The organism is Paenibacillus sp. J2L1-98 (assembly GCF_056269405.1).
In genome coordinates, this window is the sequence record NZ_JBWDNW010000007.1 from 73,426 (window position 1) to 86,872 (window position 13,447).

Consider the following 13,447-nt stretch of genomic DNA (forward strand, 5'->3'; position numbering starts at 1 on the left):
TAAAAAAATAATGTCGAATTTAACATTCCGAAAACATTTCTGCGGATTCCGCTTGATGCTTCCGACCTATAGTGATTGGAAGAGGAAAAAGCAGGAAGGGTGAGGGTGATTGACAGCGATTGTTCTGGAGAAACTAAAACGCTCGGTAAAAGAGCAAATTGAAAGCACTGGTCCGAACGCACCGTTTAACGGAGAAGATTTAACGCAGGTTGGCAAAACAAAGGCAGAAGCAGGACAAGCTGCAGGTCAAGAGGCGGCGCAGCCTTCCGCAAAAAGAGCACAGCCTCGAGCTGGTCAGTCTGTGCGTCTAAAGGATTTTTTGCGTCAGGCACCGACTATTACCGGTGAACAAACATGCCGGGAGACGATTGCGGTGTTTAAGAAGCATCCGGAATGCGAATGCGTCATTGTGACGACTGATCAAGGAGTTCCTATCGGTCTGATGATGCGGAACCGTTTTTTCTTGAAGCTGGGGCATCGCTTCAGCGCGGATTTGTATGATGATAAGCCAATCATGAAGCTGATGGATGCAAACCCGTTACTTGTGGATTATGATTATGCGCCGCAGCAGCTCATTGATAGCGCATTAAGCCGACACGACAGCGTCCTCTACGATTGTGTCATCGTCACGTTAAACAACAAACTCGCCGGCATTTTGACTATTTCCGATATGCTCAAGCTGTCCAGAATGCTGCAGCAGGAAGCGATTGACGCCCAAATGAGCACGATTCGCTCGGCGGAACAGCGCGTGAATGAAATCGAGCAGGCGGTTAGCAGCGTTCGCGAGTCGACAGCACAGGGCGAATCCTTATCGGTAGAGATGGTAGATTTGACGCTTACCGGGAAAAACGAGCTTGATAAAGTAACGAAGGCATTTGATGCTATCGTGACAAACTCGCAGCTGCAGGAAAAACGGATGAATGAGCTGCAGGCGGAAGCGGGCTCTATCAGCAAAGTATCTTTATTAATCAAGGAGCTGGCGGAGCAGAGCAACTTGCTCGCTTTAAATGCTTCTATAGAAGCAGCTCGCGCAGGGGAACATGGCCGCGGCTTTGCGGTAGTGGCGGGCGAAGTCATGAAGCTAGCCAGTCAAACGAAGCAATTTGCGAATGAAATTACAACCTTAACAAGAACGATCGTCGATGCAATCTCGCAAACGACTGCACTCGCGCATGCGGGCCGCTCCGAAACAACGGCAAGCGAAGCGCATGTCAATGAAGCGGTGGAAGCATTTAACCGGCTGTTCCGTGCAGCAGCGGACAACCGGAATAGCGCGAAGCAGATCGGCTCTTTATCCGAGCAGGCGCATCAGCAATCGATTCACGTATCCGGTGAAATGAAGAAATTGCAGAAGTCCTACTTTTAACATGGAGTTTACAAAAACAGAATACCCGATTTACAAACGGCTAGTAGTATAAGAGGCACGGGGGACAACACCCCAAGTAGATATGAAAAGAGGAGTGGTAGAGTTGTTAAAGAAAAAGGGCTTTAAGGGGATCTTGATGTTATCGATGGTGGTGCTGCTCGCATTCGCGGCTGCATGCGGCAATAATACAAACGGTGGAAATAAAGGTTCGGAAAATACAGGCGCTAACACCGCTACAAACGCTCCTGCTGAGGATGCTGCGAAATTGTCAGGCGAAATTAAAATCGACGGTTCAAGCACAGTGTTCCCGCTGACTGAGGCTGCAGCTGAAGAATTTACTAAAGAGCACAGTGACGTACGCGTACCTGTCGGCGTATCCGGTACAGGCGGCGGCTTTAAACAATTTTGCGCAGGCGAAATTGCAATCTCGGATGCTTCCCGTCCAATCAAAGACGAAGAAGCGGCAGCTTGTAAAACAGCAGGCATCGAGTATACAGAGCTTACTGTAGCATTTGACGGTTTGTCCGTAGTCGTTAGCAAAGACAATGACTTCATCGATCACTTGACGGTTGAAGAGCTGAATAAAATTTTCGTAACGGGCAGCACGGTAACAACTTGGAAAGACGTTCGCGATTCATTCCCTGCTGAGCCAATCGTTATGTTCTCGCCAGGCGCTGATTCCGGAACTTACGATTACTTTAACGAAGCAATCCTTGATAAAGCAGGCATTCGCAACGATAAAGCAATTAGCTTCTCGGAAGATGACAACGCACTTGTTCAAGGCGTATCCGGCAGCAAATACGGCATTGGATACTTCGGCTTTGCTTACTTTGAAGAAAACCAAGATAAATTGAAGGTCGTTCCAATTGACGGCGGAAAAGGCGCTATCACACCATCTCATGACACGATCAAAGACGGCACGTACGCTCCATTGTCCCGTCCGCTCTTCATCTATGCAAACAACAAAGAGCTTGAGCGTCCGGAAGTTAAAGAATTCGTGAAATACTACATTAACAACATTGGACCATTAGCTGGCGAAGTCGGGTATGTTGCACTTCCAGATGAGAAGTACGTAACGGAAGCGGCAAAAATCCAATAAGCAGTTAAATTGCTGGATGAAAAAATGTGGTGTCTCGAGGGACATCACATTTTTCACGGCTTATATGTTAACGAATTGTAAAGGCAAGAAGGAGGACGCCGTAATGCCAAGGGAAGGGTTACAAACGATTATTAAGGCTCAAACAACAAGTAAGGAAATTTATGATTTCAAAAATAAACGCGTAAGCATCATGAATAAATTGATGCCAATCCTATTGTTTCTATGTGCTTCCGTTTCCGTTCTAACAACAATAGGCATTGTCGTAACGCTCATCTCAGAAACCTATCAGTTTTTTCAAAAAATACCGCTTTTTGATTTCATGTTTGGGACCAAATGGTCGCCGCTAATCCCGCCCAAAAGCTTCGGTGTTCTGCCGCTCTTGTCAGGCACGCTTATGATTACGCTTATCGCCTGTTTAGTCGCCATTCCTCTCGGTTTGGCAAGCGCCATTTACTTATCGGAATATGCGCCAAAGCGTGTCCGCAAAATTGTTAAACCGATTTTGGAAGTTCTTGCGGGAGTACCTACAATTGTATATGGCTATTTTGCGCTTAGTCTTGTAACGCCGCTTATTCAAAGCATTTTCCACAGCGCCGGCGTGTTTAATGCGCTGAGCGCCGGTATCGTTGTCGGCATCATGATTATTCCGATGGTTAGCTCGTTAAGCGAGGACGCCATGTCGTCAGTGCCGCGCAGCTTGCGCGACGGCGCTTACGCGCTTGGCGCTACAAGATTCGAGGTCGCTTTGAAAATTGTCGTACCCGCCGCTTTCTCAGGTATCGTGGCTTCGGCCGTGCTTGCCTTCTCCCGCGCGATCGGCGAGACGATGATCGTTACGGTCGCTGCAGGCTCCACGCCTAATATGACCGCAAATCCGCTCGATAGTATCCAGACGATGACCGCTTATATCGTTCAGGTCAGCCTCGGAGATACGCCGCACGGAACGGTTGAGTATGGATCGATCTTCGCGGTCGGCATGACGTTGTTCCTCATTACGTTCCTGCTCAATATTCTTGCCCAGTATATCGCAAGAAAATTCAGAGAGGAGTACTAAGATGAACATATTTCAAGATGCGAACCGTAAGCAAATCGCAAACAGGCGGAAAACGGATTGGATGCTGCATATCCTGTTTGTCGTCGCTACCTCGATCGGCGTTATCGCGCTTTGCGCGCTAATCGTAGATATTTTAATCGATGGCATTGCCCGCCTCCAGCCGGATCTGTTCACGAACTTTCCGTCCCGTAGAGCGGATGGCTCCGGCATGAAGTCGGCGCTGGTCGGTACGATTTATATGCTGTTTATCATGGCGCCCATTTCCTTTGTATTCGGAGTAGGAGCGGCGATTTATTTGGAGGAATATGCGAAGAAGGGCCGGATTACCCGGATCATTCAGCTTAATATCAGTACTTTGGCAGGCGTTCCCTCTATCGTATACGGTATTTTGGGCTTAACCTTGTTCGTCCGTCTTTTCGCGCTGGACCGCAGCCTTATTGCCGGCGCATTGACAATGACATTGCTTGTGCTTCCTATCATTATTGTCTCGGCACAGGAAGCGATCCGCGCTGTTCCGAAATCGCGCCGCGACGCGTCGTTCGCGCTTGGCGCGACCAAATGGCAAACCGTATACCGGTCGGTTATGCCCTCGGCTCTTCCTGGCGTATTGACCGGTGTCATTCTAGCGATGTCGCGGGCAATCGGCGAAACGGCGCCGCTCGTTATGATCGGAGCTTTGACCTACGTCGCGTATTTGCCAAGTGGCCTCAGGGATTCGTTCACCGTTGTTCCGATTCAAGTGTACAACTGGTTGTCTAAGCCTCAGCTTGAGTTCAAGGAGCTTGCGGCCAGCGGTATTATCGTTCTGCTCGCGCTGCTGCTGTTAATGAACTTCTCAGCTATTCTGCTTCGCAACAAGTATCAGAGGAACGTTTAAAGCGGGCTGTGCGGAAAGCTTGCGAAATTCGTTTCTTTACGAAAAAATATAGCTTGCATGCAGATTAACTGCGTATATATAGGAGGAGACCGATATGGAAGCACTCATAAATATTAACAAATTGAATTTGTTTTACGGCGCTTTCCACGCTTTGAAGGATGTAACGCTAACGATACCGGAGAAAGCGATCACCGCTTTCATCGGGCCATCCGGCTGCGGTAAGTCAACGCTGCTTCGCACGCTGAACCGTATGAATGATATGATTCCCGGTACCCGGATCGAGGGAGGCATTGCGATCGGCGGAACGGAAATTTATTCGAATGAAGTGGATGTAGAGACGCTTCGCAAAAAGGTAGGCATGGTGTTCCAGCAGCCGAACCCTTTCCCGAAATCGATTTATGACAATGTCGCATACGGCCCTCGCCTGCATGGCATTACGAGCAAGCGGGAGCTCGATGAGATTGTAGAAACGAGCTTGAAATCGGCCGTATTGTGGGAAGAAGTAAAGGATCACCTGAAGCGCTCCGCATTCGGCCTATCCGGCGGACAGCAGCAGCGTCTATGTATTGCCCGCGCGCTTGCGGTAAATCCGAATATTTTGCTCATGGATGAGGCAACTTCTGCACTCGACCCGATTTCCACGTTGAAGATCGAAGAGCTGGCTCAGGAGCTGAAAGATAAGTACACGATCGTGATGGTTACACATAACATGCATCAGGCAGCCCGTGTGTCGAACCAAACCGTTTTTTTCTTAAATGGCGAAGTTATTGAATACTCGGATACAGAGAAGCTGTTCTCCAATCCGACCGATCAGCGCACGGAGGATTACATTAGCGGACGCTTCGGCTAAGCTGGGAGAGCTATCGTTTTTTACACATACCTTAATAGGAGGAATGCCGCAGTGATGACCACACGTAAAGAGTTTGACCAAGGACTTGAGCATCTGCATGACCTGCTTATAGACATGGGTACATTTGTGGAAAAGGCGCTCGTTGAATCGATGGAGGCGCTGAAGGCGGTCGATATCGAACGTGCGAAGCAGGTCATAACGAAAGATCCGACGCTCAACCAAATGGAAGAAAAAATTACTGAAATCGGCTCGAAGCTAATTGCGACACAGCAGCCGGTTGCCAAGGATTTGCGACGCATCTTGTCAGCGTTCAAAATCGCCAGCGATTTGGAGCGGATGGGCGATCTTTCCGTCGATATAGCGAAGGTTGTATTGCGTTTGGATGGGCAGGAGCTCATTAAGCCGTTGATCGATTTGCCGCGAATGGCAGAAATCGTTCAGCTGATGACCTATGAATCGATTCAATCATTCATTCAGGAAAACGTGGATTTGGCCTACAAAATGGCGAAGGACGATGATCAGGTCGACGCCCTTTACGGACAAATTACCCGCGAGCTTTATTCACTTATGATGGAAAATCCCCGCAACATTACGCAATCGTCACTGCTTAGCTTCGTTGGCCGCTACCTGGAAAGATTCGGCGATCATGCGACGAACATCGGTGAGAGTGTCGTTTACCTCGTAACGGGCAGCAGACCGGATTTGAACGTATAAGAAAAACGAAACGATACTTAAAACCGTCGAAGCCGTTATGCTTAGACGGTTTTTTTTGTATGGTTAGGATAATTGAACTACTACTATTTACCGAATTTTACCGAGAATTAACTCTTTTATGCAACTCCATTCACAATTGACTGTTAAAGTTATACATAAAATAACGGAATGAGATGACGGTTAATCGAGGGGATTCGGATGAACGGGGTCGGGTGTGGTCTATTCAATCGAGATATGATGCGCGGCATTAAAGAGCGCTGGCATGAGGGAGGCATCAGCGTTATTTATGTCCGCTTCCGTTTGGGAAATACAGCCTCGGAATCGGCATTGCAGCTATGGGAAAGCGGGGAGCCTAGACTCTTTTGGCGCCAGCGGCTGGATTGGGATTATTTTTATTTGTTTTACCGCCAGCAGAAGGATGAGCCGATTCTCATGCTTACTGAACAAGCGCTGGAGCGTCTAACCGCCAGGCTGCGGAAGGCATGGGAAAGAGGAGCAAGCGAGCAACGCGCAGATAAGGAATTTGAGGTCAGCATCGGCGTAGCTGCCGCCTTTCCGCCCGCGACAGGCCGTTCCTCGGAAACGGTTATCTACCGCATGCTGCTCGATGCGATGGAGCAGAGCGCCTATAATATGTCGCCCGCCATTGACCGCAGTGAATCGGTTGCGGAGAGCAACCGGGAAATGGCAAGCTTCGAACAGCTAGCGGCATCCGGCGGTGCGCCGCCGCCGCACTCGGCAGGGCTTCACAGCAGAATTGTCCGGATCGGTACGCTGGCTGTTCCGTTTCCTATTTTTCCGGCACAGGCAAGGGTATCGGAGGTCGCTTATTTATTCGATACGAATGCGAAGGCGCAGGGAGCCGTTATTGTCGACCAGGGCCGTCCGATCGGCATTTTGATGAAAGAGAAGCTTCATCAGATGCTGGCAGGCCAATTCGGTCTGCCGCTTTATTGGAACAGGCCGGTGGAGCGGATTATGAACAATCAGCCGCTTATCGTTGATGAACAGCTGCCCGTTGAGTATGTATCCCAGCTGGCTATGGCAAGGGAATTCTCACAGCTTTATGACGTAGTTCTCATTACGAAGGACGGCCAGATGGCCGGTGCGGCCTCGATAAGGTCGATTCTGGAATGCATGACAACGGTTAGGACGGAGGCGGCGCGAACGGCTAATCCGCTCACGGGCCTGCCGGGCAACGAGGAAATTCAGCTTGAGCTGCAGCGCCGTATCGGACAAGGCAGACCGATCGCGGTCATCTATGCGGACCTGGACTATTTTAAATGGTATAACGATTTCTTCGGCTTCGGTCTTGGCGATGATCTTATCCGATATTTAGCTGACGTATTGCGGAAGGAGCAGGGTCTGCTTGGCGGCGGCGACGATTTTATCGGACATATAGGCGGCGATGATTTCATTACGGTTACGGGTGCAGAGGCCGCTGAGCGCCTGTGTCAAGCGTTGATTAAAAGATTCGACGACGGCATCAAAGCGTTCTACGGCGGCGCTCAAATAACGACTGTTGAGGATCGGCACGGCAATTTCGTTGAGCAGGAGGGCGTAACCCTATCGCTGTCGCTCATGATATGGGATGGCGAGGCACCGCTTACGACCGGGGATATTCCGAGGCTGGCGGCAAAACTGAAGAAGAGAGCAAAAGCGCTTAAGGGCAGCGTCTATGTCATGGACCAAATAAAAGGAATGCATCATAGAGAGGAACGAAATTGAAATTGAGACAACTTCAGGAGTTAGAGCAGCTAAAAGTCGCGGAAAACGGGAACTCAGGCCATCTCGGTATCATTTATTTGTCATGGCAGTTTCCGGCAGCCGACCGGAAGAACAATGTGTGCTCCTTGCAGGAACAATGGCGCGTTTTTGCAGAGCATGAGGTGGAAGCGGCATTTAGCGGCTCCATGTTTTATAAGGGCTTGCAATGGATGAATGATGATTTATTCATTCATATGCAGCTGCCGTCTGGACATCACTCTCTGCTGGAGGGCTGGCTTCTTGAGCTTGCGCATAAACATACTGCAGTGTGGGAGCAGCGTTTTGCACAAGGGCTGCGTATTGAAGACAAGCATCATACGGAAGGAAAGCTGCATGCGGGCGTTGCTGTCGTTGCGTCTGATTCGAATATGATGGATGGAATGATTTGGTATGAAGCGATGAAAAAAGCGATTTTGCACGGTCAATCGGCCGATGCGATGGAGCGCAGCTTGAAGCGCCGGGCTATCGATCGTTTAATCGGCGAGCGTTTAATTCAGCCTGTCTATCAGCCCATCGTATCGCTGCAGAATCAGGGAGAAGTATTCGGCTACGAGTCGCTTACGCGAACGGAGGACCGGACGTGGTTTCCGGGACCGCTTGAGCTGTTTCTGTTTGCGGAGCAGGAGGGGCTGACCTATTCGCTTGACCGGCTCGCAAGGGAGAAGGCGATTGACGGCTGCATGCCGCTAGGGCAGGAGCAGAAGCTGTTTATTAACGTAATGGCGCAAATTATGGAGGACCCGAGCTTCTCGCCGGGACAGACGCTTAGCCTGCTGGAGCAGCACCGGCTGTCGCCGCATAATGTCGTGTTCGAAATTACGGAAAGAAGCTCGATCGCCGATTTCGGCTCCGTGAAGAAAGCGCTGGAGCATTATCGAAGCCAAGGCTACCAGATCGCAATCGATGATGTGGGAGCGGGCTATTCGTCGCTGCAATCCATCGTCGAGCTGCGGCCGGATTATTTGAAGGTGGACCGGTCGATCATTCACAATATTCATCTCGATGAGATGAAGGAGCATATTTTGTATACGTTAATCCAGCTGGCCGCCAAAATGGATATATCCATCATCGCCGAAGGCATTGAGCTCGACGAGGAGCTGGCGAAGGTGCGTGAAATGGGGATTGCGTACGCGCAAGGTTATTTGCTGGGCAGGCCGTCTGCTTTCCATCCGGCTGCACAATATTAAGTAGAGAGGGGCTTTCCTTAGGCTGCGATGCTTGGGGAAAGCCCTTTTTGTGGTATACTTAAGGGTATGTATGCTACATAAAGAAGGTGTTGATCCCATATGGAAAAATGGATGCTAATTGACGGAAATAGTATAGCTTACCGCGCATTCTTCGCAATGCCGCCGCTCACGAACTCAGCTGGTCAGCATACGAATGCGATATTCGGCTTTACGACAATGCTGCTTAAGCTGCTCGAGCAAGAAAAGCCGACTCATGTGCTAGTGGCATTTGACGCCGGCAAAATTACGTTCCGTCACGAAGGCTATACCGAATATAAAGGCGGAAGACAAAAGACGCCTCCGGAGCTGTCGGAGCAGTTTCCGGTGCTCAAGGAGCTGCTGCATGCGTTCAGCATTTCGCAGTTCGAGCTGTCCGGCTATGAGGCCGATGATATAATCGGCACTTTGACGAAGGCGGCAGACGAGAAGGGTGTGCCGACTGTCGTCGTTACCGGCGATAAGGATATGCTGCAGCTCGCGTCGGATAAGGTAACAATAGCAGTCACGCGCAAAGGTGTCAGCGAGGTTGATCTGTATACGCCGGAAGCGATTCAAGAAAAGTACGGCCTCGTACCGATGCAAATTATCGATCTCAAAGGGCTGATGGGCGATACCTCCGATAATATTCCAGGCGTGCCGGGCGTTGGCGAGAAAACAGCGCTAAAGCTGCTGCATGAACACGGCACAGTCGAGAGCGTTCTGGAAAATCTGGACAAGCTGAAGGGCAAGCTGAAGGAGAACATCGAGAATCACAAGGATGACGCCACGATGAGCAAGAAGTTGGCGACGATATTTCGTGAGGTGCCGATCGAGCAGGGTATCGATGAGATCCGCTACGACGGCTATGACGGCCTGAAGCTGGCGGAGGCATTCCGCAAGCTCGAATTCAAATCGCTTATCGAGCGGCTGCAATTGGGCGCGGAAGCGGGAGATATGGAAGAGGAAGCTCAGGCTGCTGCTGCCGAATTGAATATCCATGTGATCGACTCGGACAACGATGCGGATGTTTTGGAGAAGCTCATTCAGTTGCTTGAGAAGTCGGACAAAAACGGTTTATTTGTAGAAGCGATAGGCGAAAATCCGCATCATGCGGAGCTGGTCGGCCTGGCGGTATCCGCAGAGGATGCGGTTTTCGCCCTTCCGTTCTCCGTGCTGAAGCAGCCCTTCGCGGCGAAGCTTCGCGAGTGGCTGGAGCAGCCTGACAAGCCGAAGTACGGCTATGATCTGCATAAGGTAGAGCTCGCTTTCAAATGGAGCGGGGTCCGATTCGAGGGAGCGGCATTCGATGTGCAGCTAGCCGCTTATTTGCTTGATCCAACAGACGCGAGCCAGACGCTTAGCGGAATCAATGAGAAACAAGGACTGTCCACCTTGCCGTCTGATGAGGCCGTTTATGGTAAAGGCGCGAAGTTCAAGCTGCCAGAAGCGGAGACACTTTACCGGCATCTGGCACTGAAGGCCGAAGCGGTTCGCCAGCTGGTGCCGTTATTGACGGAAGAGCTGAATCGTACCGGCATGAGCAAGCTATATTTTGACATGGAGCAGCCGTTGTCCCGCATTCTCGCAGGCATGGAGCATTTGGGCATCAAAGTGGAGAAGGAAGAGCTCGAGGCGCTTGGACGCGATCTGGAGCGCCAGCTAACGGTCATCATTAGCGATGTGTACAAGCTTGCAGGGACGGAATTCAATATCGGGTCACCGAAGCAGCTTGGCGAGATCTTGTTCGAGAAGCTTGGACTGCCGGCTAAGAAAAAGACGAAAACAGGCTATTCGACCGATGCCGAGGTACTGGAGGAGCTGGCTCCTTATCATGAGATCATTCCGCTTATTTTGCATTACCGTCAGCTCTCGAAGCTGCAGTCGACCTATGTGGAGGGCCTACTGAAGGAGGTTCGCAAGGAAACGGGCAAGGTGCATACGTACTACCGCCAGACAATAGCCGCAACTGGACGTCTGAGCAGCCAGTTCCCCAACCTGCAGAATATTCCGATCAGGCTGGAGGAAGGCCGCCAAATCCGGAAAGCGTTTGTTCCATCAGAACCAGGCTGGTTCATTCTGGCAGCCGACTATTCGCAGATCGAGCTTCGCGTGCTGGCGCATATCGCTGACGATGAGAAGATGAAGGAAGCCTTTATCGAGGATATGGACATTCATACGAAGACGGCGATGGACGTATTCGGCGTTTCGGCCGATCAGGTCGATTCCAATATGCGGCGTTCAGCGAAGGCGGTAAACTTCGGTATCGTTTACGGGATTAGTGATTTTGGCCTTTCGAGAAACCTTGGCATTTCGCCGAAAGAAGCGGGTAAATTCATTGAGAACTATAAGGAAGTGTTCAAGGGTGTCAGACAATATATGAGCGACATCGTGCTGCAAGCGCGGCGCGACGGCTATGTGGCAACGATGCTGGAGCGGAGACGATATTTGAATGACATAAACGCTTCCAATTTCAACGTGCGCTCCTTCGCGGAACGGACAGCGATGAATACGCCGATTCAGGGGACCGCGGCAGATATTATTAAGCTGGCGATGGTGCATATGGATGCGGCGCTGCGCGAACGCAAGCTGCAGAGCCGTATGCTGCTGCAAGTGCACGATGAGCTCGTATTCGAGGTGCCGAAGGAAGAGCTGGAGCTGATGAAGTCGCTTGTGCCCGAAGTGATGGCGGGAGCGCTCAAGCTTGATGTTCCGCTTAAAGCAGATGTGAGTTACGGTGACAATTGGTACGAAGCAAAGTAGCCCATTGCCTTGCAGTTTCGGTTATAATGGTTGTTGAGGTGAGGAGATATGCCTGAATTGCCAGAGGTAGAAACGGTAAGGCGAACGTTAATTGAACTTGTAGCGGGCAAACGAATCCAATCTGTAACCGTCAGACTCCCGCGTATTATACAGCGTCCGGCAGAGCCTGAGCAGTTTGCGGATGCGTTAGTTGGACATACGATTGAAACGGTTGAGCGGCGCGGCAAGTTTTTGCGAATTATTTTGGATGGGCTTGTACTTGTGTCTCATTTGCGTATGGAAGGACGCTATGGGGTGTTTCCGTCAGAGGAACCGCTAGAGCTGCATACGCATGTGATCTTTCATTTTGACGACGGGATGGACCTGCGCTACAAGGATGTGCGCCAGTTCGGCACGATGCATCTGTTTCAGTCGGGACAGGAGCTTGAGCTTCCGCCGCTTAACAAGCTGGGTATTGAGCCGCTGGAACCTTCTTTTACACTGGAAGCGCTGCGCGGCAAGCTGGAGAAGCGTGCGACGAAGATTAAGCCGCTGCTGCTGAATCAAGAGCATATTGTCGGCTTAGGTAACATCTATGTGGACGAAGCGCTGTTCCAAGCGCGAATTCACCCGGAACGAACGCCAAATACGCTGAAGCCGGCCGAATGGAAGCGATTGTACGAGGCGATTCGATCGACGCTGGCGCATGCCGTAGAAGCGGGCGGGTCGTCGATCAAATCTTATGTGAACGGGCAAGGTGAGATGGGCATGTTCCAGCATCAGCTGCTCGTATACGGCAGGAAGGATGAGCCTTGTCCGTCTTGTGCAAAACCTATTCAGAAATTTACGGTTGGAGGCAGAGGCACGCATATTTGCAGCAAATGCCAGCCGCTTGCCGTATCTGATAAAGCAATGGTTTAGCAGCAATTCCATATCGACATGCACAGTCAAATACTCCCCGCATATGATAGTTGTGTTACGAAGTATAGGCGGATGACTACTCACAGCTTTATGGTGAGAAGGACAGCCGCTGTGCGGGGAGGGACTAAAGAATTGTTCGCGCATGTTGCTTCACTGTTGGTTCTTGCTTTTGCCGTTAGTTTAGACGGATTTGGCGTTGGTGTTACGTACGGCTTACGGAGAATTCGGATCCCATTGCTGTCGGTGTTGATTATTGCTTGCTGCTCAGGCCTTATCATTTACTTGTCTATGCAGGTTGGAGGCTGGCTGACCGGATTTCTTTCCGAATTTGTCGCGCGGCTCATTGGAGCATGCGTGCTCATTCTGATTGGAGGCTGGGCGCTGATGCAGATCAAGCGAGGTAAGCAAAATGATGAAGCGAACGAGTCGGATGAGGACTCTGGTCATGGATGCGCAGAAGCAGCTGAAGGCGATGCGAAAAAGCAAGCTGGAGAAATTGCAAACGCGCCTCTTGTGATGAGGGTGGAGCTGAAGCACCTTGGGTTAGTGATTCAAATTTTGCGGACGCCGCAAGCGGCGGACGTTGACAAATCGGGCACGATTTCCGCATCGGAAGCGGTGATGCTCGGGGTTGCGTTATCGCTTGATGCATTCGGAGCAGGAATTGGAGCAGCGTTGATCGGTTTGCCTTCATTATTTACATCACTCACGATTGCGGCGGCGAGCGCGATCTTTCTAATAGGAGGCATCCGTTTTGGCTTTCGTTTCTCCGCTTGGAGAGGAATGCAAACATTATCTTTTCTGCCAGGCATATTATTAATCATGATGGGAATCATGAAGTTGTTATAATTTGAG

General features: G+C 50.6%; 11 protein-coding genes. All 11 read left to right on the plus strand.

The window, feature by feature from the left end:
- Positions 1 to 109 precede the first annotated feature (109 nt).
- The 11 genes from AC0YNZ_RS15285 to ytaF all read left to right on the plus strand — a co-directional run bounded on the left by AC0YNZ_RS15285 (position 110) and on the right by ytaF (position 13,441).
- Complete coding sequence (locus AC0YNZ_RS15285) at positions 110 to 1,366, plus strand: methyl-accepting chemotaxis protein (protein WP_475827424.1); 1,257 nt, start codon at positions 110 to 112, stop codon at positions 1,364 to 1,366.
- A 103-nt stretch (positions 1,367 to 1,469) separates the two neighbouring features.
- Positions 1,470 to 2,465 (plus strand): PstS family phosphate ABC transporter substrate-binding protein, encoded by a 996-nt coding sequence (locus tag AC0YNZ_RS15290; protein ID WP_475827425.1) that lies wholly within the window; start codon positions 1,470 to 1,472, stop codon positions 2,463 to 2,465.
- A gap of 190 nt (positions 2,466 to 2,655) precedes the next feature.
- Positions 2,656 to 3,519, plus strand: a complete 864-nt coding sequence (gene pstC / locus AC0YNZ_RS15295; RefSeq protein ID WP_475827590.1) for a phosphate ABC transporter permease subunit PstC — start codon at positions 2,656 to 2,658, stop codon at positions 3,517 to 3,519.
- 1 nt (position 3,520) lies between these two features.
- Positions 3,521 to 4,396, plus strand: a complete 876-nt coding sequence (gene pstA / locus AC0YNZ_RS15300; RefSeq protein WP_475827426.1) for a phosphate ABC transporter permease PstA — start codon at positions 3,521 to 3,523, stop codon at positions 4,394 to 4,396.
- A 94-nt stretch (positions 4,397 to 4,490) separates the two neighbouring features.
- Positions 4,491 to 5,246, plus strand: a complete 756-nt coding sequence (pstB, locus tag AC0YNZ_RS15305; protein WP_054023757.1) for a phosphate ABC transporter ATP-binding protein PstB — start codon at positions 4,491 to 4,493, stop codon at positions 5,244 to 5,246.
- A 54-nt stretch (positions 5,247 to 5,300) separates the two neighbouring features.
- The gene (phoU, locus tag AC0YNZ_RS15310; RefSeq protein ID WP_110772387.1) at positions 5,301 to 5,960 is read left to right on the plus strand and encodes a phosphate signaling complex protein PhoU; all 660 of its coding nucleotides are present in this window, start codon (positions 5,301 to 5,303) and stop codon (positions 5,958 to 5,960) included.
- A 198-nt stretch (positions 5,961 to 6,158) separates the two neighbouring features.
- Positions 6,159 to 7,688: a GGDEF domain-containing protein gene (locus tag AC0YNZ_RS15315; RefSeq protein ID WP_475827427.1), complete on the plus strand. Its 1,530-nt coding sequence runs from the start codon at positions 6,159 to 6,161 to the stop codon at positions 7,686 to 7,688.
- Positions 7,685 to 8,914, plus strand: coding sequence for an EAL domain-containing protein (locus tag AC0YNZ_RS15320; RefSeq protein WP_475827428.1), 1,230 nt, complete (start codon positions 7,685 to 7,687; stop codon positions 8,912 to 8,914). The genes AC0YNZ_RS15315 and AC0YNZ_RS15320 overlap by 4 nt, the downstream gene beginning before the upstream one ends.
- A gap of 99 nt (positions 8,915 to 9,013) precedes the next feature.
- Positions 9,014 to 11,692, plus strand: a complete 2,679-nt coding sequence (gene polA, locus AC0YNZ_RS15325; RefSeq protein WP_475827429.1) for a DNA polymerase I — start codon at positions 9,014 to 9,016, stop codon at positions 11,690 to 11,692.
- 48 nt (positions 11,693 to 11,740) lie between these two features.
- Complete coding sequence (gene mutM, locus AC0YNZ_RS15330) at positions 11,741 to 12,592, plus strand: DNA-formamidopyrimidine glycosylase (RefSeq protein ID WP_475827430.1); 852 nt, start codon at positions 11,741 to 11,743, stop codon at positions 12,590 to 12,592.
- 132 nt (positions 12,593 to 12,724) lie between these two features.
- Entirely contained in the window at positions 12,725 to 13,441 is a 717-nt protein-coding gene (ytaF, locus tag AC0YNZ_RS15335) for a sporulation membrane protein YtaF (RefSeq protein ID WP_475827431.1), read from the plus strand.
- The last annotated feature ends 6 nt before the right edge of the window (positions 13,442 to 13,447 follow it).